The sequence below is a fragment of the Arenibacter echinorum genome (assembly GCF_003259375.1).
Classification (GTDB): domain Bacteria; phylum Bacteroidota; class Bacteroidia; order Flavobacteriales; family Flavobacteriaceae; genus Arenibacter; species Arenibacter echinorum.
In genome coordinates, this window is the sequence record NZ_QLLN01000006.1 from 344,099 (window position 1) to 366,330 (window position 22,232).

At 38.8% G+C, this 22,232-nt stretch carries 16 protein-coding genes; 1 reads left to right on the plus strand and 15 read right to left on the minus strand.

Translation table 11 applies throughout. The features are described from left to right. Nucleotides 1–257: 257 nt before the first annotated feature. From LV92_RS17095 to LV92_RS17145, 11 genes are all read right to left on the minus strand, one after another. Nucleotides 258–1,352 carry a bile acid:sodium symporter family protein gene (locus LV92_RS17095; protein WP_245946421.1) on the minus strand — a complete coding sequence of 365 codons (1,095 nt, stop codon included), beginning with the start codon at nucleotides 1,350–1,352 and terminating at the stop codon, nucleotides 258–260. Between the two features lie 27 nt (nucleotides 1,353–1,379). Then, on the minus strand, nucleotides 1,380–1,928 hold the full coding sequence (locus LV92_RS17100) for a nuclear transport factor 2 family protein (protein ID WP_111624806.1): 549 nt from the start codon (nucleotides 1,926–1,928) through the stop codon (nucleotides 1,380–1,382). Continuing rightward, nucleotides 1,922–2,848 carry an RraA family protein gene (locus LV92_RS17105; RefSeq protein WP_111624807.1) on the minus strand — a complete coding sequence of 309 codons (927 nt, stop codon included), beginning with the start codon at nucleotides 2,846–2,848 and terminating at the stop codon, nucleotides 1,922–1,924. Before LV92_RS17105 ends, LV92_RS17100 begins: the two co-directional genes overlap by 7 nt. Nucleotides 2,849–2,883: 35 nt before the next feature. Next, nucleotides 2,884–3,360, minus strand: coding sequence for a RidA family protein (locus tag LV92_RS17110; protein ID WP_111624808.1), 477 nt, complete (start codon nucleotides 3,358–3,360; stop codon nucleotides 2,884–2,886). A 254-nt stretch (nucleotides 3,361–3,614) separates the two neighbouring features. Next, nucleotides 3,615–4,856 carry an amidohydrolase/deacetylase family metallohydrolase gene (locus tag LV92_RS17115; RefSeq protein WP_111624858.1) on the minus strand — a complete coding sequence of 414 codons (1,242 nt, stop codon included), beginning with the start codon at nucleotides 4,854–4,856 and terminating at the stop codon, nucleotides 3,615–3,617. 47 nt (nucleotides 4,857–4,903) lie between these two features. After that, nucleotides 4,904–6,535: an aminotransferase class V-fold PLP-dependent enzyme gene (locus LV92_RS17120; protein WP_111624809.1), complete on the minus strand. Its 1,632-nt coding sequence runs from the start codon at nucleotides 6,533–6,535 to the stop codon at nucleotides 4,904–4,906. 40 nt (nucleotides 6,536–6,575) lie between these two features. Continuing rightward, complete coding sequence (locus tag LV92_RS17125) at nucleotides 6,576–7,826, minus strand: amidohydrolase/deacetylase family metallohydrolase (RefSeq protein ID WP_111624810.1); 1,251 nt, start codon at nucleotides 7,824–7,826, stop codon at nucleotides 6,576–6,578. 250 nt (nucleotides 7,827–8,076) lie between these two features. Beyond that, nucleotides 8,077–9,318 carry a selenocysteine synthase gene (locus LV92_RS17130; protein WP_111624811.1) on the minus strand — a complete coding sequence of 414 codons (1,242 nt, stop codon included), beginning with the start codon at nucleotides 9,316–9,318 and terminating at the stop codon, nucleotides 8,077–8,079. A gap of 494 nt (nucleotides 9,319–9,812) precedes the next feature. Then, nucleotides 9,813–11,339: a SusD/RagB family nutrient-binding outer membrane lipoprotein gene (locus tag LV92_RS17135; protein ID WP_211323008.1), complete on the minus strand. Its 1,527-nt coding sequence runs from the start codon at nucleotides 11,337–11,339 to the stop codon at nucleotides 9,813–9,815. 51 nt (nucleotides 11,340–11,390) lie between these two features. After that, nucleotides 11,391–14,771 carry a SusC/RagA family TonB-linked outer membrane protein gene (locus tag LV92_RS17140; protein ID WP_245946422.1) on the minus strand — a complete coding sequence of 1,127 codons (3,381 nt, stop codon included), beginning with the start codon at nucleotides 14,769–14,771 and terminating at the stop codon, nucleotides 11,391–11,393. 202 nt (nucleotides 14,772–14,973) lie between these two features. Then, on the minus strand, nucleotides 14,974–16,125 hold the full coding sequence (locus tag LV92_RS17145) for a FecR family protein (protein WP_111624813.1): 1,152 nt from the start codon (nucleotides 16,123–16,125) through the stop codon (nucleotides 14,974–14,976). A gap of 123 nt (nucleotides 16,126–16,248) precedes the next feature. On the opposite strand from LV92_RS17145, the gene LV92_RS17150 reads away from it, so the two are divergent. Next, nucleotides 16,249–16,848, plus strand: a complete 600-nt coding sequence (locus tag LV92_RS17150) for an RNA polymerase sigma factor (protein ID WP_111624814.1) — start codon at nucleotides 16,249–16,251, stop codon at nucleotides 16,846–16,848. A 531-nt stretch (nucleotides 16,849–17,379) separates the two neighbouring features. Here the strand turns inward: LV92_RS17150 and LV92_RS17160 are convergent. The 4 genes from LV92_RS17160 to LV92_RS17175 all read right to left on the minus strand — a co-directional run bounded on the left by LV92_RS17160 (nucleotide 17,380) and on the right by LV92_RS17175 (nucleotide 22,162). After that, complete coding sequence (locus LV92_RS17160) at nucleotides 17,380–18,015, minus strand: MCP four helix bundle domain-containing protein (protein WP_170126349.1); 636 nt, start codon at nucleotides 18,013–18,015, stop codon at nucleotides 17,380–17,382. A gap of 158 nt (nucleotides 18,016–18,173) precedes the next feature. Then, complete coding sequence (locus tag LV92_RS17165) at nucleotides 18,174–18,542, minus strand: hypothetical protein (RefSeq protein WP_111624816.1); 369 nt, start codon at nucleotides 18,540–18,542, stop codon at nucleotides 18,174–18,176. 628 nt (nucleotides 18,543–19,170) lie between these two features. Beyond that, on the minus strand, nucleotides 19,171–20,574 hold the full coding sequence (locus LV92_RS17170; RefSeq protein WP_111624817.1) for a sulfatase: 1,404 nt from the start codon (nucleotides 20,572–20,574) through the stop codon (nucleotides 19,171–19,173). 13 nt (nucleotides 20,575–20,587) lie between these two features. Next, nucleotides 20,588–22,162 (minus strand): sulfatase family protein, encoded by a 1,575-nt coding sequence (locus tag LV92_RS17175; protein WP_245946423.1) that lies wholly within the window; start codon nucleotides 22,160–22,162, stop codon nucleotides 20,588–20,590. Nucleotides 22,163–22,232 lie beyond the last annotated feature (70 nt).

Consider the following 22,232-nt stretch of genomic DNA (forward strand, 5'->3'; position numbering starts at 1 on the left):
TAAAAATGGTGGGTGTGAGTGCTTATTTTACCATGTACATGCAACCAAAACCTATTAAATAATTGATTATAAACATATTATAATTTGTTTAATTATGCTTCTAATGCGGTAACAATGTGGTTCGACTTTGGTTGACATTTCAAAGTTATACTCCAAATTTCGAGAACAAAAAAAGAACAATGGTTTCCCATTGTTCCCTTTTCAACTAAACTCAACTCAACTTAAATTATTGTATTTCTTTCAATGTAATGTCTAACTCAATAAACCTCTGAATGCTTAGGTTCTTTTTTGTGCCAATAGGATGCCAATATGGATCCCGTTATGTTCATCAGTGGCCCGAATACCGCTGGGGCCAGTCCCATGGTCGCTATCTTACCCAAAGAATTGGCTATCCCTGAGGCAAGGCCCCCATTTTGCATCCCAACTTCCAGTGCAATCGTACGTGAATCCTGCTCATTCAACTTCAATAGTCGAGCATACCAATACCCTAGCATGTACCCAAATAAGTTGTGGATAAGCACCAATAACATTAAGATTCCCCCTATATCCAAAAGACTGTCCCTTCCCGCTGCCGTTATTACAACAATAATCAATCCAATACCCAGCATGGAAATTACAGGTAGTGCCTTGTCCATCCATTTAGCCTTATCTCCCCGCAAACGGTTAAACAACAGACCAACACCAAGGGGTAAAATAATCATCTTTACAATACTCCACATCATATCCAGCACATCTATTTCTATAAATTCGCCAGCCAAGAACTTCATAAGAAGTGGTGTTATAAAGGGAGCCAGTAAAGTAGACACAGAGGTAATTGTAATGGATAGTGCCAAATTGGCCTTCGCCAAATATGCCATTACATTGGATGCCACCCCACTAGGGGAACAGCCGATCAGAACGATCCCTGCCGCGATTTCCGGTGGAAAATTGCTATATTTTGCCAGGACAAAACCCATGATGGGCATAATACCCAACTGTGCCGTGACCCCGACCATTACCCCTTTGGGCGACTTGATAACTTCTGCAAAATCGCCAAGTTTCATTGAGGTTCCCATACCGAACATAATGAGTTGGATCAAGGGTATGATCAGTGCGGTAAGCTTAAAATCGCCTATCTGCAAAAAGTATTGGGGGTAATATAGCGCCAGGGCTACTCCGGCAAATATGGAGGCTGTAAATACATAACTGTTCAGGGACTTATATCCACTGAAGCCAAAGGCCAGAAGTGCAAAAAAGGCCATTATCAATAGCCCGGCATGTTCAATATTATAGGTAAAGATCATGCCCAAAATTGCCAACAGAAATATGGCGGCCATGCCAAGACAAATGGAATAAATATTCAATTTTTTCAAAATAGTTTGGTTTAGGTTATTGTGGTTCTAGCTGGGCAATTTATAAGCCTGTCTGGCCAAAAGCCGAAGTTTGCCGTCCTTCCCTTTTTGATAGACCTGCATATTGCCGATACGAACATCCACAGGTTCCCCGGCATTGGTGCCTTTGGCCAAAAAAATATGTCTAACAATTGCTGTATTCCCAGAAATATGGATGGTCTGGTCAGCAGCTTCCAAAGACAAAAAATCGAACGGGCCGTTCACTAAATCATCTATAAACGCGTCTTTGTTCTGAATAAGTCCGCTCGAATGACCATAGGTAAGTTCCTCAGAGCACAACGTTTCCATGAGTTCCGCGGTCGGATTTACCATGACTTTATTAAAAGCTGTCACAGCCTTTTGAACTTCATCAATAGTGGGCAGATCTTGCCCTTCCATGGTAGTACTAGTAGAAGTTTCAGACTTCGTGTGATCTGTATTTTGCTTACACCCCATCAATATGAACAGGGCGAAAAAAACAATGATCCAGCTGCTTTTTATTTTGTGATCTTCTTTTTGATCCTTGACTTTCATTAATTCCTGTAGTCCGATTACCATGTCCTTTTACTTAAAATCTTATTCAAAGTCTCCTTGGACATTTTTACCAATTCCGGATGTTTGTCCAGCCATTCAAAAAATTCCGCTTTTAGCTTTTCGTTCCAATCACTATCTATCTCTCCTGTAGAATATTTTTTGGTCTTTACCATCTCAAAACCAAACTGGTCCTTAAGAGCTACAAACTCCGCAGTGCCTACTACCTGTTCGGCCAAATGCGCAGGAATAAAAAGTACACCTTCCCTTTTGGCAAGGACAAGATCTCCGGGCAATACCATTACCTGGCCTATCCGTATTGGGGTGTTGAGTCCCATAAGTACTTCTTCCTCCAAAAAGGATGGGTGAAAATCCCTTACAAAGGCATTGAATCCTTCTATCTGGCTTATACTCTCCAGATCCCTTGCACTGCCATTAAAAACCACTCCGTTGCCGGACTTGCTGTAAATGGAAGTTGCGAGGGTAGCTCCCATAAGGGTGCCCGTATCGATCTTGCCAAAACTATCCGCAACATAAACGTCGCCTTTAGTGAGTACCTCAATGGGCCATGAATTGGTATTTCCCTTCCTACCCTGCGAATTTATTCCCCTTTCCTTAACGCTCTTCTCCACATCGGGGCGGCTCGGCATGAACAATGCCGTAAGTGCCCTACCCACAACAGGAACCTCATCGTGTACCATTTTCCAATTGCCCTCGAACTGATTTTTATATCCTTCGTTTTCCAGGACGGTCCATGCATCATCGATACCAATTTTTTTTGCCCGTTCCAAAAGATCGTCCGGAATTTTTGGACGCCCATCGTTAAACCGTTCCCCTTTCCATTCGGAGGTCAAAAAAATAAGTTCCTCCTTGGGAATGGTCTGTCCCAATACATTAAAAGTGAGTAAAAATGAGAAAAGGAATAGTACAATTATATTGAACTTCATTGTGCAAAAAGGTTTATAAGATGTTGATCGGTTTACTAGTCCAACGCGGCTATACAGTCCATTTCCACTAAGGAATTCCCGGGAACGCCACCATAAGTAGCAACAGTAGTCCTTACCGGAGGGTTTGGTCCAAAACGACCCCTAAACACTTCGTTCATTCCCTTGTAATCCGCCAAATCGGCCAAATATACATTTACCTTGAGTACCTTTTCCATGGAAGAACCATGTTTTTTTAGCTCCTTTTCCAGCTCTTGCAGTACAATTTCGGTATGTGCCTTGATCTCATAAGGTTCCACATGCGCGCCCTTCCCTGCAATATAAAGAGTATTCCCGTGTTTTACGCCTCCTGAAAATAATGGAATATCCTGATCCATGACGATGTCACCTACGACTTCTTTTTTTGGTTTTGAACCTCCGTCCATTGCCTTGGCTGCGGCACCCAGGCCAAACATGGCCGCCAATCCCATTCCTAATTTTTTAAAAGATGCCCTTCTAGTTGTTTTGTTTTCCATGGTTATAAAATTTAAGATTTAATACAAAAAAGTTTTAATTATAATAAGCTGTAAAAATTTAATCTGAGGTCATAAAATATATAAAGTCGCTTCATAGGTTATTTAGGGTGTATGAATTATAAAATTTTATTTCAGCAAATGGTGCTCCATTACTACGTTCATAACTTTCTATCCTGTTTATAGCCTTATTTATGATGCATTATTTTGCAATTATCCCTTACTATAAATCATACTTTTTCGGGATTTCATGCTACTTATTTTTGAAAGTCGTTCGCTGCAAGGCCATTCAAATCCCAAAGTACCTTACCCCCCTTTATAGTAAGTTCAGCCTCTAATTTCTGTTTTCCTTTGATTCTGTTGCCAGCGGCATCCACAAAACCAAAACTACCCGCCCTCACTCCTAATATAGCAATGTCCGCCACTGCCCCTATGTCCAAATTACCCAGATCTTCACGTTTTATGGCCTTTGCAGGGTACCAACTTCCCCTGAGTAACACTTCATTCAAAGGCATACCCATATTAAGGTACTTAGACATTAAATTCAGCATGTCCTTCATCCCCGCGTTCATACTAAATCTGTGGAAATCAGTACCGAATGAATTGGGCCACAGACCCTGTTCAAATGAGGGTAACGCTTGGTCGAACCAGAAACCAGCTCCACCATGGCCCACATCGAAAAGGACGCCTCTGTCTTTGGCTTTCAATACGAAAGGTCTTAATTTTCCATTATCATCCACCACCGGCATGCGTTCAACAATATTCTCATATGAATGGGTAATGATATCTCCTGGTCGCATACGCTCGAGTTGTTCTTTCAAAGAATATTGTGGAAGGTGGCATTCCACGAATAAGGGCCTGTCAGTTTTTGAAGCAGCTTCTAAAGCCCTTTCGAAGGGCAACCAACTTTCCCCATCATAATGACCTATCTTTACTCCAACTATAATATCTGAGTATGCCTTAATTATCTCCATGGTTTTGATGGCATCCATTTCATCAAGATCATGCTTAGCATCCTCAATTTGAGTTAAAGAGACTTCTGTCCCGCTTATGCCATGAGCGGCAATATTTAAAAAAACAAGGATTCTTGTTTTGGATACGTCGATTACCTGTCTTTTAAATTGTGGAAAATTTTGCCAACCAGAAGTGCCTGCATCCACAACTGTTGTTACCCCAGATTTGAAACTAAAGTCATCCGGGGATATACTATTGATCCCATCCGCAAACTTACCAGGTTTTGGCCCCACAAAAACATGAGTATGTATATCGATAAGGCCAGGGCTTACATAGAGACCCGTTGCATCAATAATTTGTTTAGCTTTTTCTGTCTTTAAATGCTGTGCCACTCTAATTATTTTACCATCGGCTATGGCTATATCCATAGGTTTATCTATTTGATTTTTAGGATCAAATACATGACCATTTATAATTAGAATATCAATTTCCTGTCCCTTTACAGCAAAGGATAGGATAACTAGCAAAGCAAAGATTATATTCATTTTTTTCATTTGTTTTACAAAATTTAAAATTCGGCTTAAATTCTAATCTATGTTGCCAACGGCGCCCCTGCTGGTATCGAAATCCTTTTATTACCCGATTGATAGGTCACTCGATTAGCGGTAAATTTGGCCGTAAGGTATTCGCCCAAAAACACGGAACCACTTAGGATTCCGTTCGCCACCTTTCCCGAAAACCAATAATTGATGGAGTTTCCAGGGACACTAAAATGACTTTTAAGTTTTACCTCATCACCTTCGATCATTCCCGCCATTTCTTGCATAGAATAGTCGCTGGTATGTGTACCTTTAATCCAATTTCCTTCTTGTTCCAAGAAGAATTTATGGCTGCTCTTACTAGTGAAAAACTCCATTTCTACATCCCAATGGCCTGCAAGGTCAGCATTCGCCTTAACCATATCCTCCGAACGGGGTTCCCGTTTTGCAGATAATATTTCATGAAGTCGGTTGGCCACCACCTTGGCATTTCCAGGTCTCATTTGACTGGGAGTAATGGAAATCATTGTTGTCCCGTCGTCGGACGTATTTCCTCCAATAGCTATTCTAGGTGTATTGCAGGCCACCTCTTCTGCTATTTCCTCCCCAGTAATATGCAAGCTTTCCGGATCCCATTTTAGAAGTAATCTGGGAGCCCTATTGTCTAAACTCGTCGGTAGCTGAACTTCTGAGCTTATACCCTTTATTTTGGTGATTTTCGATGAAATTTTCTCCAACCAGGCCAGCCAGGTGTCCCACTCCTTATCATGGTCCCTGGTAGTCCAAGCCTCTACTGCAGCCAACATCCCCAACATTTCCTCTTTCCCAACCTTGTTGTCCCTTCCCGGACCGTGGTGGGGCGAACTGGCTTGCCAAGCAGCCATCAATAAATTTTTATCTCCCAACAAAAGTCCAGCACATTGAGGTCCGCACATGGCTTTACCCCCACTGTAAGCAACTACCGTAGCACCCCTCTCCAGATGCACACAGGGAATACTCAAATTCTCGGCAGCGGCATCAGCCAAAATAGGGATATTCTTTGGTTTGGCAATCTTGCTAATAACCTCCAAGGATAGTGGTTTACCTGTTTCATTATCCCTTCCGGTCATTATATAGATCATGGCAGTTCTGGAATTTATAGCTTTTTCCAACTCGTCTGGCGTATCTACCATGATTAACTTGACCCCTATATTTCGAATGGCCTGGTCATAAACATTTCTAGAACTACGTGGAATTATAACCTCATTTTTTTCGAAGCCCTCCAAATTGGGTATTCTAATTAGCTTCTCTGGATTTCCCCCGGTTACACAAGCGGCCGTAACATGTTTCATGCCGGCGGCACAACCCGCCGATACCATTCCCCAGTTGGCCTTGGTCAACTCCGCCAAGCGCCGACCTATTGCAAAGGCCAATTCATCATACTGGACAAAATAGCCTGTTGCGGCTTCCATGGCCTCCAATACTTCCGGACGTTCGGTAGATCCACCTAGAATGGTAAAGGTACCTCGGCAATTTATAATGGTATCTACACCAATAGATTCATATATATTCTGTTCAGCTGTGAAGGGCTTGGCAACCATCGGGGCGGCTGTGCTCATTACATTCCCAAACATGGTTTCACTGGCCATTAAACTCCCCGCAATGGGAACAACGCCCAATTGCTTAATTATATCTCTACGCTTCATGATTTATAGTTTTAGTTTTTGCTCAATTCACAACGATGAATTATTTATCCCACTCCTCACTAGATAAACCATTCAAATCATATACTATCCTACCGTCTCTTATTGTAACTTCACATTCCAATTTTTTATCTCCTTTCAATTTCATTCCTTTAACATCAACAAATCCAAAATCACCCTTTCGCATATTCAAAATTGCAATATCTGCAGCAGCGCCTACTGATAAATGTCCCAAATCAGTTCGTTTAATGATTTGTGCCGGATTCCAAGTAACTGTACCAATGACATCTACCAAGGGCATATTCATATTAATAAATTTCGACATTATATTGAGTATATCTTTCATTCCTCCATTCATACTACCGGTGTGGAGATCGGTACTAATAGAATTAGGTCTAAGCCCTTGCTTCATCGCTGGTACGGCCTGTTCGAATAAAAAGCTTCCTCCACCGTGACCCACATCCATAATCACGCCTCTTTTTTGAGCTAAAAATACGTAGTCTCGTACCTTTCCTCTTTCATCCACAATTGGCGTACGACCTTGAACATGGCCATAGGTATGGGTAAAAATATCACCAGGACGCAATTTTTCCAACATCAGTTTTTCCAATGATAATTCTGGCTCACTCCCGCCGAAATCCACCATTATAGGTATATCCGCCAACCTGCCCGCTTCAACCGCACGCTCAGTAGGTGTCCAATCGAACCCATGGTAATGTGCCAGTTTAACCCCAACGACTTCTCCTGGAAATTGATTGGCTACCATAGCAGTTAGCTTTGCATCCATATCAGCTATGTTCTGCTCAATGGCACCGCCTTTCATACCCGAACCAACAATATTTAAAAACGCCAGGACCCGGGTCTTTGACTGATCAATCACCTGATCCTTGAATTGCTGAAAATTTCGCCACCCTGCTCCACCCACATCCACTAATGTGGTTACTCCACTTTCAAAACTGAACCCGTCCGGGGCAACCGCGGAAAATCCATTACTCAAATATGCGTTTGGTTCAGTGCCATAAAAATTATGACTATGAATATCGATTAAACCAGGGGTCACAAATAGATCTTTAGCATTGATAACAGTTTTGGACTTTTTTTCCGAAATGTTAGTGGCAACTTCCGCTATTCTTCCATTTGCTATGGCCACATCAATGACCTTGTCAATACCATTCTTTGTGTCAATTACATGACCTCCTTTAATAAGAAGATCAAATTCTTGACTACTGGCTAGATTTGATACAGATAATACAATTACAAAGCCAATTAAAAATTTATAGTTATAGATTTTCATATTTAATTCAGGTATAAGGTTTTTATTAATTCTTGTTTTTTATCATTTGAAATCCGTTCATTACTAGGTGCCGAATGAAAAGGATTCACTATTACAATTATTCTAAAGTGTACATGAAACCAATTGGCATTACCAGCCCACCAAACATTATTTGAGTTTATCTCGAAGGCCCAGTATTAGTACTTTTAATTTTCAATGGACTTGTAAATAATTGCATTTAATTTTGAATTTGCTGCCCAAAGATCGATTACTAACCAAAAGTCGCATTCGACAATTCTTCATAGAGTCTTCTGGCTACTATTTTCTCTTGCCCGGGCTTTAACATAAAAACAGTAAGATCTATACTATTTTCATCGTTACCCCATGAAATAATTTCAATAGAAGGGTTCCCAAAACGCATTTTTTCACCAAGTTGCATACGAGTCAATTTTATAATATTCTTATCCCAGGATATATTAATCTTAGGACTGTGATTCGCAATTGGCGGGACTGTTACCGATACTTTAATTCCTTCTATTTTAGAGATAGCTTTGGAAATGACTTCAACACGGTCTTCCCACATCTTCCACTCTTTTTCATGATCTTGATTTATATAATTATCCAATGCGGCATACATCCCAAGCATTTCTTCTTTATTTACTTTCATTCCCCTGCCTATAGTACTTCCATTAGGGGAGTTATTTAATTTTGCCGCATCAATAACACTTTTATTACCCATTAAAATACCAGCACTTTGCGGACCTCGAATTGCTTTACCTCCTGATAATGCCACAAAACTGAATCCCATATCATTAAATCTCCAGAGATTCGACACCGGTGGCACATCAGCAGCTATATCTATAGTCGCAGGTAGATTATATTTCCTAGCCATTTTTATCCATTCTTCATGCTTAATCTTCCCTTCATGGGTATTACAGTTTAAAAAATGCATGGAAGCAGTTCTTTCGTTCACAACTCTATTTATGTCATCTGTTGTTTCTACAGGAACCAAGGTAATCCCTGTATTGGAAAGAGCATGTTCATAACCATCAAAGTGAGCTTTCTGAATAATTACTTCTGATTTTATCCCAGCTTCCTCAAGACGATGGGGCAGACGTTTCACTTTATCCCGATCCATACCGGTTAGAATCCCAGCCATCCCGAGGGTCAACGCTGAAAAGGCACCAGAAGTCACCATTGCTGACTCTGCATGAACCATTTTGGCAATTTGTACCCCAACCTTATCTTGAACTTCATTCAACATAATAAATTCCTTTGAAGAAGCATTAATAGCCTCCATGACCTCTTCTTGCATCAACGATGCTGTCATTGTGGTGTAGGTCCCGGCTGCATTAATAAAAGTACGTAAGTTAAGTTCTTTGATTAAATCGCGTTTAGGCGCTAATACTGGTGTTGGAGCCCCAAATACCGACTGTATAGGAGCTAAACCAACGGCTATTCCCCCAACCAATGGGGCCGCCCCTATCAATTTGAATATTTTTCTTCTTTTCATCTTTATATAATTATTAATATTTTCCAATTTGGCATATAATATCCCAGAAGCAAATCAATTTATATGGTTTTAGAAAACTTTAGATTTTTATTAACAGTAGATCGAGACAAAAGGAATCTCCTCTTCGGCGATTATTGAGTTATACAATCTTAAGCAACCATCCGTGTTAGGATAATGATTTTAAGCAAAATAGCTCCAATAATCAACTATCTGAGAAGACAATCCAATCGCCGATGGCCCTTTAGGTTCAGTCTACGATATAACAAATAATATTGAACCAATAGGTTTCGAAGAGAAAGGGCTTATTTTGAAAGTTCAAACTACTTCCAACCACTTTTTCATTAACCGCCTTACTTTTGATACATCATTCAAGAATTGACCCTTATAAACCATAGGTCCAGGTATCCCTCTATTAATTGATAATCTTCTTTGCTCCTGAAATTACCGGTAATACTACTTATGGATTATTTTCAGTTTGTCTTAATTAATAACTTTCAAGGTTTATCCCACCAAACTGTACTCGTTAGCGCATCCCCTACCCCTTGCCGATCTAATGCCTCCTTATAATTAGCGGCATTAATAGTGCTCTCAGAATCAGGCAATACAAAACGTGTAGGGATTTTTCCACCAGTAAGGTTTCCTGGATAATTCACAGGGACTAAATCTGGATACCCAGTGCGCCTCCAATTGGCAAAAATTTCATACTCATCTAGAAATAGTGTAACCCATTTTTGAGTTTGTATTTGATCCATTTTTTCCTCGAATGAACCAGCGGCATTAAAGGGATTATTGGTAAGATATGTATCAATGTGTTGGTCCGAAATAACACCCGCATCACCGTATAGTGACCACTGTTGCATACCTGCTCTTACTGCTTCTTCATATAGAACCGCAGCATCGCCAGTGTACCATCCCCTAATTGCTGCTTCAGCAATCAGTAGTTTCATTTCTGCGTTTGTCATAATCATTAAAGGAGAATCGTAGGCCAAAACAGTTTCAGGATGTGGTTCTGAGAAGGTAGCAAAATTTTCAGGTCTGTTGTTAAAAGCAGCATTGGGCATACCCGTTTGTATTGCTGTGGTTGTATCGGCAACATATAATCCGCTACCGTTATCAATCCAAACCACAGATAGTACATTTAACCTTGGATCACTGGTATCCTTGAGGTGATCGATAAAAGTTTTGGCGTATTTCCCTCCTTCTACATTCTCTACACTTTGCGGGTTTATATAATCGCCGTTCATTAATCCCTGTGCTATTGGATTCCGGCTAGAAACCTGAGACCCATCAACGTAAGCTATAGCGGCCAAATCACTATTCTCTAGAATAACTCCACCTTCAATAGCTTTTTTAACCCAAGTCTCCGATAGCTGGGAGTCGACATTAGTTAAGCGCATTCCTAAACGCAACATTAAAGAATATGCAAATTTCTTCCACTGGTCAACGTTCCCCCCGTAAAGCAGATCAGATGACCCGAATGTAGCTTTGTTGGAATCGAAAGCGTTTGCGGCTTCTTCCAATTCTTTCAACATATCAAGATAAATAAAGGATTGCTCATCATACTTGGGCGTATAAATTTTCTCAGTTACACCCTTTCCTGCCTCAGAATATGGGATATCTCCGTAAAGGTCTGTTATATGGTGAAATATATAGGCTCGCCATATCCTAGCCATGGAATGCTTATTAATATTTTCGGTATCTTCCGAGACCGCTAGAATCACTTCTTGAATCTCATTTACCGCCAATGGGTAAATAGTTGAAAAATATCCTTTGGAATACCCATCATTAAAATATTTATCTCCAGCAGCAGGCACTTCCTTATAGGTTGCGAACTGCTGCATGGAACCACCAATAGTTAAGGCTGCAGTCCCAAAATAACTTACATTAACAGCATCCAATTGTGCTTTTGTAAAAAGATATTCAGGAATAATCTCACCATATACATCCGGGTTTTTATTTAGAGCTTCCAAATCACTATCACATGATAATGTTATGGAAATGATGACGAACCCTAGCGCCATATTTATATATTTAAGTGCATGAATTTTCATGATATAATGAATTATAAATTATTAAAATTTTAAGTTTAAGTCTAATCCTATACTCCTTGTTCTAGGCACTCCAAAAGCTTCCAGACCCTGTGCATTCCCATTTGTATAACTGGATTCGGGATCAAATAAATCAGTGTTTTTATATAGTATGGCGATATTTCTCCCTACCAGACTAATCGATGCAGATTGCAGATTAACAAAACTTAAGCGTTCAACAGGAATCTTATAACTTAAAACAACCTCCCGCAGTTTTACAAAACTTCCATCATATACGAAAATATCCGTGTATCTTTTATGGTTATCGTAATAAGTGTCCAATTCTTCAACGGGCACTACCCTTTGATATGGGTTGCCAGCAGTATCCACGCCCGATAACGGCAGACCATTTTCCCTACCCGGAAGTGTTGCCTTGGTAAGTCCAAACCTATGCGAGTATTGTGCCAAATTGGAGAACATGGAATTACCAAATTTTCCGTCCAACAAAATATTTAACGAAAAATCCTTATAAGAAAATTCATTTGTAAAACCCATGGTTAATGGTGGAACGCCCTCTCCTATCTCGGTTATTTCACTTCGCAACTCATAACCACTATTGGAATCAAAGATTTTATCTCCATTATCGTTAGTGGCCATTTTATAACCCCATATCGTACCGTAGGGCCTCCCTACTACATTTTGAATAGATCCTCCTCCAATTCCACTTCCTATCTGAATTGTGCTTAAACCCTCCGCCAGTTGTTTTATTTCACTTTTATTATAGGCCATATTATAACTTACGTCCCATTGAAAATCTTCATTCTTTATAGGTGAACTCGTTATTAATAACTCTATTCCTTTATTACCAATTTTTCCTACATTCAATAAAGCTCGAGTATATCCAGAACCCGTTGAAATATCTGTCTGGACAATATCGTCTGTTGTAGTCCGATTATAAAAAGTCAGATCGATACCAAGACGATATTCCAACATTTTCGCATTTAGACCAACTTCATAGGTCGTGGAGGTATAAGGTCGCAAATCAGGATTAGTAACTAATGAGGAAGATATTTCCTGCACAGGCCTTCCATTATGTCCTCCTTGAACAATTCCATATGCCTGATTTATTAAATATGGATCTGGTGCTCCACCACCAACTTGTGCCCAGGACGACCTCAACTTTACAAAATTAAAGACATCCGGAAGTACTACTGCTTGAGACAATAGAAAGCTTCCTCCCACAGAGGGGTAAAAAATATGGTTGTTTTCTGGGCTTAAAGTCGAAAACCAATCTTCCCTTCCTGTTAAAGTTAAAAATGCAAGCTCTTTGTAACCAATATCTATAGAACCGAATAATGAATTAACCCCGGTTCTCCGATTATCTGGAGTTGTCGTTAGCGTACTTAGATTGGTATAACTATAATATTCGGGTATTGTAAATTGTTGGCCATCTATAGCCGTGGAGTTATTTACATTTCTTTGTTGATTTCCACCCGCCATGGCAGAAAAACTAAACTTTTCAAAGAATTTAGTATTGTAATTAAGGGTGAATAAAAGATTCGTTTCTGATACATTAGCTTGTAATGATTCATAACTACCGCCTGGCCTGAAAGCTGTGTACGATGGTGTAATCCCTACGTATTCAAAATAGTAAAAATCCTTACTCATTGTACCTCGGGCACTCAGGTTTTTCAATATGTCATACGTAATATTAACTTGTCCAATAAATCGGTTTTTCGTATCAAAATTCTTATATCTGTTCACAACCCAATATGGATTATTGGCAACATTTACTGGGTTCCATAAAATCTCACTACCGTCCTCATTATAACCTGGCGCCATATTCCTGACATCTACAGTATTGGAAACTAAATGTGTTGCCCACGCCGCATTATCATCAGCATAACCAGTACCAGGCCTGTTATTGGCCTTTTCAAGATTATACTGCGCAACAGCTTCGACGTTGAGTTTTTCACCTAATTTGGAATTTAAACTCAAGTTCGCCGTCTTTCTATTAAAATATGAATTAGGAACTACACTTTTGGCTTCTAAATTTGATAAAGACAACCTAAAATTAATAGCCTCCACTCCACCAGTCAGTGCTACTGTATTAACGATATTTGTTCCTGTTCTATAGAAATTCTTAATATTATCCTTTACATATACTGGTGAATATGGACGTTCAACACCATCAAATTGTATAACTGGGGTTCCATCCATTGGCGCTCCAAATGACAAACGTCCCCACTCAATTGCCTGGTCCTTTGTAGTAGGTTTAGTACCATTTGAGCCTGCACCATACTCATATTGGTAATCGGGAAACATAGAAGGAGTATCGTAAGTAACATTCCCACTATACTCCACACCTATGCCCTTCTGAACCTTGCCTTTTTTAGTAGTAATAAGAATAACACCATTCGCAGCTCTTGAACCGTATAATGCTGCCGCGGCACCACCTTTCAGTACACTTATAGTTTCAATGTCGTCAGGATTGATTCCGGCAATACCATCTCCCCTATCAACATTAATTCCCTGACCACCAGTTGAAGATCCTCCACCAGGTATGGAATTATCGATAGGCATACCATTTACAACGTATAAAGGTTGATTATCGCCCGATAAGGAACCATTGCCCCTAATTATGACCCGGCTTGAACCTCCTGGACCCGTAGCTAAACCCGTTGCATTTACACCAGCAATCTTACCCGTTAAGGCATTTGCTACATTTGCTTCCCTAGCCTCTGTAAATTTTTCTCCACCTACTTCAGACACAGAATAAGCCAGTGCCTTTTCGTTCCTTTTTATTCCTAATGCCGTTACCACGACCTCGTCCAATCCTGCGGCATCTTCCAAAAGGGTTACGGAAATATTAGATTGGCCATTAAGATTTATTTCTTTTGTGGCGAACCCGACATAAGAGATGACTAGAACTGCGTTGGCATCCTTTAGGTTGATAGTAAAATTCCCATCAAAATCCGCAGTAACACCGTTTGAAGTTCCTTTTACCACTACATTTGCACCGGGTAAAGGAGTTCCATTTCCATCCCCAACGTTTCCAGTTACGGTCAGTTGTTGTATTACCGCACCTATTGGGATATCATCCTTTAATTTAATAACACTCGGAGGTTGTTTGGTAAGTACAATCTGTCTGTTGTCCAACACCTCATACTTTATGTGGGTATCTTTAAAGAGTTGATTTAATATTTCATAAATTTTTTCTTTTTTAACATGGATTGCTATTGTTCGCCCAAGGTCAATTTCTTTATTCTTATATAGAAATCTAAATTCACTTTTACCTTCAATTTCCTTAAATACGTCATTTATAGATATTTGATCATAATCAAGTGAAATCTTTGTGTTCTGTGAATATGAATTGGCTTGAATCTTAAAAAGTGAAACTATAAGAAGGAAGGTGGTTAGTTTCATTTTGAGGGTCATTTTGAAAGGAATAGGGCTAGGCCATCCCTTAAAACAGATATTTTTCATATTTTTGTTTGGTTAATCGGTTTAACAATAGTCAACGTTAAATCACATTATCTCAATTCGGGGGATGGTCGGACATTCCCCGTTTTATGTGATATAACAAAATTTACTTTAGTTCTGTTTGTTAATTCATAGGCAATCAGTTTTAGTTTATTGTTATAACATTGTTTTCACTTATAGTAAAGTGATAAGGGCTATTTTTAGATATATAGTTAATTACCTGTTCAATATTTTCTTTTTCTACATTAAAAGTAGCACTAAAAATTTCGTCATTTAATGACTGATTATTATTTATTATGGTGCAGTTGTAACTTCTTTCCAATTTTTTAATAATATCCTTGAAAGGCACTGCTCGAAATACCAATTGACCGTTCATCCAGGCCAAAGTCGAGGGAATATCAGCCTTAGCAACTACCATTTGTTTTTGAACTTTATCCCAAATTGCCTCATGTTCAGGTTGTAAAAGAACAGCTGTAGCATTTTCTATATTATTATCTAGCAGCTGAACTGACCCTTCGACCAATACCGTATTCATAGACCTGTCATCTACGTAGGCGGATACGTTAAATTGAGTTCCCAATACCTTGACATTAATGCTTTCGGCATTAACTATAAAGGGGTCTCTATTCTTGGTGACTTCAAAAAATGCCTCTCCAGATAGAAAAACTTTCCGATCAGCATTGGGAATAAATTTAACTGGGAATTTCATACTTGAACCAGAGTTTAAAAATACCCGAGTCCCGTCAGAAAGTGTCACTTGAAACCTTTTGCCATAGGGTACTTTAAGAGTATTGTAAACGAGCTCGGAAAGTTCCGTATCCTCATATTGAATACCCTGTTTTATTTGTTTCCCAATAACTTCACCCTTTTCCGAAACAATGTCTTGAGTTTCCTCCTCTTTCAGTATGACAGATCGCCCATTTTCCAACTCTAAGGTTATTGTTTGATCAGTTTGTAATGGCACAGTAATTGGAGGTGTTAATTTTTCCTTTTGAAATAAAAACACTACCCCTAGGGCTATTACCAATATGGCAGCATATTTAGCAATACTTAAAACACGCTTTCTCCTGTACTGCCTTTTATCTTTTTGAATTTTATTAAGTAAAAGTCTTTTTACTTCCTCAGTATTATATGTGCTCAATTTAAAATCTATTGAATAATTAATTTTAACATATTCCTGAAACGTCTCCTTATTCCCTGGCTGTTCCAGCCAAAAAACAAGCTCATCCAGTTCATCCTGCGTTATGGAATGGTTAACATATTTTACTATTAGACTATCACTATGATTCGGCTTCATAACTTATTAAATCTATAATAATTTAGTTAATTCTATTTGAATTACGGAGCCATTTTGCTAATCCCCTACTTTTTTCCAAAAAAAATTCACATATTTGAATAATTCTTTTTTAAAAGTCGAAAAATGATGTGGGATTTTAGTATCAATTCCGTTTTGATAGATCAGTTGGAAAAGGGCAATGAAAAGGCTTTTTCCTTTTTAGTCGATAACTATAATCACAGGTTATGCGTTTATGCTAATAGTTTGGTAAATGACAAGGTGAGAGCCCAAGATATAGTACAGAATGTTTTTATAAAAACTTGGGAAAGAAGGGAAATGCTAAAAAACAATCTTTCTATCAAGGGGTTTATGTATCGAGCTGTCCACAATGAGTTTATTGATCAATATAGAAGTAATAAATCCCTTTTGGCGTTAGAAAAATTATATGTAGACACCATTTTACAATTTGAAAAGGAATCGGAATCAGAAAAAATAGAGAAAATAATGAATATGGTGATGTGTGCCATAAACGAACTACCCCCAAAATGCCAACAAATTTTTCTTTTGAGCAAAAAAGAAGGATTGGACAACATTGAAATCGCTGAATACTTGGAAATATCGCGTAAGACTGTTGAGAATCAAATAACTAAAGCCTTTGCCATCTTAAGGGAAAAGCTAGGAAAGAAATATGAGATGATAATGTTTCTTGTCTTCGGTAGCGAAATTAAAGGATTGGCAAAATAACCAACTATCACAATTTTTTACTTATAAATCGGTAAGTAAATCTCTTTTCAAAATATTAAATTCAAATCATAATGTACACCCCGTCCAGCACCTACAGGATGTAAGCATTGTTTTTCAACAATATCCTGCAAATCTCTGGTGGCCGTAGCTTTGGAACTTTTGGCGATAGACCTATATTTTTTTGCCAAAATGTCTGGACATGCTTTAATTTTTATTTTAAATGGCTCATATATTATTAAAAAATGAGCCGATTAGGTCTATTAATCGGCTCATTGCATTATTTTCTATTGCTTTCAAAGTAAAGTTATATCTTGGTAGGGAAATTACAGGAGGGGATTAAGTACGCCCAGGTGCAAATGCACTTCTTTAACCCAATGCTAATTTCCGTGTACTTTCCGCGACTTTTTGTACCTCAATTTACACCTAACCCAATAAACATGGGCTTTTCATATTTCTGTATCGGGAAATAACCTCAGCAAAGGGTCTACTGAAATAGAATGATTACTACAAAGAAAAAGATACTGGAATAATTTAAGCATCTTTCCCAATCATCCTTATAAACGGTTTTTCTCCGTGAAAAATAATGAGTACCATAAGAAGACCAATGACAATCAAAAATGCAACTTGAAGTTTAGATAGCAACAGATTCATACTTAATGCCTTATTGGATAAATAAGTCAACTGACGCCCTTCAGAAAGCTGCACTTTGGAAAGTTTATCCAGATTGTCGCTAATTTTTGTAAATAGTGCACTGAATTCTTTTGAAGGTCCCATTTCCTCAGATGCATGTGTCTTAGACAATCCATTTTCCAAGGATTGTAATTCATTATAGTTTTTCTTAAGCAGTTCAAAATGGACCCCTTCATTGGGTGTTAATTCGGTTTTAGAAAAATTCTCCAGAAGTTCCGCAATACTGTTGCCGTTAACATTATGGGCAGTAGTCCCTTCCGATGAGGTCAACTCCAACTCTTTCTGGTGAAAAAGGTTGTTAAGTCTATAGATGTACTCAAGGGCTACAACACGATCTTCAAAAACAGAGTTAACGGTATGGTCTGCGGTAGAGAAGTTTCTTCTGTTTAATTCATTTGATGTAAGCACCAATAAAAATGCTATGGCCAAGATAAAACCGGTATTAAGACGCTGTTTTAGAGTCAATTTTTTGTGCATTTTTTTGTGCATTTTTTTGTTTTATTAGTGTTTACATGGAATTATTAAAAAAGTATCAAATTATACAATGGGATAAAAATATCCGTCCAGTCCTTAACTAACCAACTTGTGCAACTAAAACAACCCGGAACTGGACGGATAAACCAACTATTTAAATATTAAATTCCACTAAGTTCGCCTGATTCAAGTGCATTCTTTAAATCTGCAGATACAACACTATGGATACCAAAAAATCGTCCACCATCAGTCCTTTTGATCTTGACCTGTAGGGTACCGTCCTTTTTTTCCTTAACATCTGTAACCACTACTTTGACCCCTTCCATTTTTTTATAGTTGGCAATACCCCCGGATTTAATTATAGTATTGGCTCTTGGAAAATCAATATGCTTAAAACTAGGAGCATCTGGGCGCCCAATCTGAAGTATATCACCCGCCTTTACCTCTTTAAGAACTTCGGGACTACCACTTTGTGCATTAATGTTTAAGGTTGCCACCATGAATAAGACTGCAAAAAATAATTTTTTCATAACTCTGTTTTTAAAGGTTTCATTCAATTTTTTCTGTTTTTTTATTTTAGGTCTCCGAATTTCATTAATATCCGCTTGTTATATCAATCGAATATTATGCGAATCGCTCTCTAAATATTTATGGGCCTAGAGCAAAGCCTGTGCCATGTAAAATGGCATATTAAAAACACAAACCGTAATCCCTTGAAATTCAGTAAATAAAATTTTATGTGAAGATTGTAAGCAGAAATTTAAACTGGGGAATTTTGCATCAATTGGGAAATTTCACCCCAGTCATAATTTGGGTTTTTGCGAAGAATTCATTTGATCCATTCCTACAATTTAGCCTAGTCCCAATATTAAAATCTAATAGTTTGGATGCTAACCTTCTTTATTTGCTGGGAACACTTTTTATTTCAAATTGATTTTTAACGGATAGGATTTATTGTTCCGGTATCTCAACCATCGATCTCCGTCATTACTTCCATTTTTTTATCTCAATTCCAACAATACCAAATAACATAGGATTTTCATATTTCTTCCCGGTTACAAAAAAAAAGGAACAATGGCCTCCCATTGTTCCTTTTGTAACTCAACTAACTCCAAACTTAATATCTATAATCTTATGGCTCTTTAACTGGAATATTTATTATTCTGATATCACCTCTACACCTTTAAAAACATCCTTTTGCCAATTTTTAAGTTTTTTAAGTAACTGCTTTACTATTTTAGGATGGTATTCGGCAAGATCATTGTTTTCTGAAATATCTTTTGACAAATCAAATAACTCAACTGCTTCCTGGCCGTCCGATTTAATAGTCACGAGTTTCCAATTATCACTTCTGACTGCATTTTTATTTCCAAAATTCCAAAACAGATCCCGCTTTGGCAACGCCTCATTGGATAGGAGATGATTCTTAATACTCAGTCCGTCTATCACAGTACTTTCTGGCTCTTCCCCAATAAAATCTAAAAATGTGGGTAGAAAGTCCATCGTAAGTACAGGAGTTTCGATAACGGTTCCTGCATTAAATTCTTTTGGATACCACGCAATGGCCGGAACACGATGACCACCTTCATACAAACCGGCTTTAAACCCTCTTAGGTTCCCGTTGCTGCCATTTTGTGAGGCTCCGTTATCAGAGCAAAAAATTACGATGGTGTTCCTATCGAGTCCAGTGTCCTTGAGTTTTTGCATGATCTTGCCCACACCCTCATCGAAAACCTCAACCATTTCCTTGTAAATACCAGGTATACTATCTTCCGGTACAGGATCGGTGCCTCTTTCCCCAACCCTGCGAAGGGCCTTATCAGTTCTTCTCTGATATGGGTAATGAGGGGACTCATGTGGAAGATATAAGAAAAATGGTTTTTCAGTTTTTTTAGGGTTATTCCTATCTATAAAATCCAAACCATATTCTGTTATCAAGTCGGTCGTATAGCCTTTATCATCCTTAATTTCCGTGTCATTCCACCAATCAAAATATCCTTCCTGGTCTAGATGTGCATGGTAATCTACATTCCCACTCACAAAACCACTAAAATCATCAAACCCTTGTAGGGAGGGATTAAACTTGGGGTCGTACCCTAAATGCCATTTTCCGAAAATCCCTGTGATATAACCATGTTTTTTAAGTTCATCGGCAATGGTTATCTCCTCAATAGCCAAGCCTACTTCTCTGTGGCTTGCTGCCGTAATGACGCCCCCTACCCCAGTCCGCTGCTGATATTTACCTGTTAATAGTGCTGCTCGTGTGGGACTACAAACTGCCCCATTGGAATGAAAGTCCGTAAACCGTATTCCTTCCATAGCCAACCTATCAATATTTGGGGTATTGATGTAAGTATTGCCATAACAGGAGATGTCACCATAACCCAAATCATCGGCCATGATAAGAATAAAATTAGGTTTAAGGACTTTCCTATCGTTATCTATACTTTTATTTTCCTGCGAGAAAACCGAATTCAATGTTATTAAAGTGACAAGAAAGAAAAATACTTTATTAAGTGTTTTATTGATCATCATTCCTAAAACAATTTTGATTCCATGCATTTTGGTGTAGTTTTTATTTGGCAGTGACAGGGGTCCGTTCTACGGAATATCCTTGTTCCCTATATTTTTGTAAAAGCTGGTCCATCGTATCTATTTTCTCTGGATGTTGAGCAAATAAATTGATGCGTTGCTCGGGGTCTTTCTCCAAATCGAACAATAGGCCTTCTCCTTCAAAGTCAGTATAATTCCTTAGCTTTTTAAAGGAGTCCGGCATTTTTGTATGTTCTCCAGAAGGAGCATTGATATAAAGCCACTTACCCTGCCTCAACCCCCATTCCTTTTCAAAGGTGTTGTGAACCGTAGCTTCGCGTAAGGGTGAAGTATATTTTCCCCCCTTAAAAACCGGTAGTAAATTATAGCTATCCGGAGCTGCTCCTTCTGCCAAGGGAGTATTGGTGACTGCTGCCAGTGTGGCCATGATATCCACCTGGGATATTACCTCCCTGGAAACGGAACCGGCACTGACCTTTCCTGGCCATTTTACAATAAATGGCACGTGGTGGCCTCCTTCCCATACATCTCGTTTTAAACCCCTAAAATCACCCATACTAAAGTGGCCGTATTTTTCTGCCCGTTCAAAAGCATATTTTTCCGGACCATTATCGGCACTAAATATAACAATGGTATTCTTATCTAAACCTTTCTCTTTCAAGGCTTTTAACACCTGTCCGGCAACCCAGTCCGTCTGTACCATAAAATCTCCATAACCCCCTGCTTCAGACGTTCCAATAAACTCATCGTTAGGAATTATAGGTGCATGCGGCGAGGGAAGTGCAAAATATAGAAAAAAGGATTTGTCCTTCTCTTGTCTATTTACGTATTCCACTGCTTTTTGGGTAAGGGTAGGTAATACCTTATAAGGGTCCCATCCTTCTACCATTGGTCCCGGACGAAATTCCCAATTCCCTTCCTTAGTCTCAAAACCTCTCTTAACAATGTCTTGATCTTTTGTTGGCAGTTCTATGAATTTATCGTTTTCAATCCATGCATAGGGTGGGAAATTTATGGTTCCATCACCAAAATAGTAATCAAAACCTCGATCTAAAGGTCCGCCTGAAATTGGAGCACTCCAATCTAAATCCTCAGGAAGGTAGTAGTTAACCTCTCTTTCCCCCTGCACCGTTTTTCCTGATGGCTCATTCTTAAATTTCCAATCCCATCCCAAATGCCACTTACCGATACAAGCCGTAGTGTAGCCTGATTTTTGTAAAACCTGTGGAAGTGTAACATCGGATTCCTTGAAGAAGGGTTTGCCAAATGAATTTACTATTCCATGTTGATTTCGCCAATGGTATGTCCCGGTTAACAAAGCAAAACGACTGGGAGAACAGATTCCAGAAGAACTGTGGGCATCCGTAAAACGCATACCTTCCGAAGCCAATTGATCAAGATTAGGTGTAGGTATTTTAGAGTCTGGATTCTGACAATTAAGATCTCCGTAGCCCATATCATCGGCATAAATTATAACAATATTGGGCAAGTCTTCTTTTTGCATTGCCCCCTCTTTCTTGGATTGTTGATTACCTCCACAAGAGGTAATGAGAACCATAAAAAAACATGCCGCCGAACGTTTAAAGATTTTATTCATTTGATTCTATAATTGTATGTTTAGGTCGATTACATTTTTTTTGTGGGCCAATATGCCCCAACTTAAATAA

Coding starts and splice junctions, on each gene's coding strand:
- LV92_RS17170 (WP_111624817.1), bottom strand. CDS start 20,574: ATGCATGGAATCAAAATTGTTTTAGGAATGATGATCAATAAAACACTT.
- LV92_RS17150 (WP_111624814.1), top strand. CDS start 16,249: ATGATGTGGGATTTTAGTATCAATTCCGTTTTGATAGATCAGTTGGAA.
- LV92_RS17160 (WP_170126349.1), bottom strand. CDS start 18,015: ATGCACAAAAAATTGACTCTAAAACAGCGTCTTAATACCGGTTTTATC.
- LV92_RS17105 (WP_111624807.1), bottom strand. CDS start 2,848: ATGAAGTTCAATATAATTGTACTATTCCTTTTCTCATTTTTACTCACT.
- LV92_RS17135 (WP_211323008.1), bottom strand. CDS start 11,339: ATGGCGCTAGGGTTCGTCATCATTTCCATAACATTATCATGTGATAGT.
- LV92_RS17145 (WP_111624813.1), bottom strand. CDS start 16,125: ATGAAGCCGAATCATAGTGATAGTCTAATAGTAAAATATGTTAACCAT.
- LV92_RS17165 (WP_111624816.1), bottom strand. CDS start 18,542: ATGAAAAAATTATTTTTTGCAGTCTTATTCATGGTGGCAACCTTAAAC.
- LV92_RS17120 (WP_111624809.1), bottom strand. CDS start 6,535: ATGAAGCGTAGAGATATAATTAAGCAATTGGGCGTTGTTCCCATTGCG.
- LV92_RS17130 (WP_111624811.1), bottom strand. CDS start 9,318: ATGAAAAGAAGAAAAATATTCAAATTGATAGGGGCGGCCCCATTGGTT.
- LV92_RS17175 (WP_245946423.1), bottom strand. CDS start 22,162: ATGAATAAAATCTTTAAACGTTCGGCGGCATGTTTTTTTATGGTTCTC.
- LV92_RS17100 (WP_111624806.1), bottom strand. CDS start 1,928: ATGGTAATCGGACTACAGGAATTAATGAAAGTCAAGGATCAAAAAGAA.
- LV92_RS17110 (WP_111624808.1), bottom strand. CDS start 3,360: ATGGAAAACAAAACAACTAGAAGGGCATCTTTTAAAAAATTAGGAATG.
- LV92_RS17140 (WP_245946422.1), bottom strand. CDS start 14,771: ATGAAACTAACCACCTTCCTTCTTATAGTTTCACTTTTTAAGATTCAA.
- LV92_RS17125 (WP_111624810.1), bottom strand. CDS start 7,826: ATGAAAATCTATAACTATAAATTTTTAATTGGCTTTGTAATTGTATTA.
- LV92_RS17115 (WP_111624858.1), bottom strand. CDS start 4,856: ATGAATATAATCTTTGCTTTGCTAGTTATCCTATCCTTTGCTGTAAAG.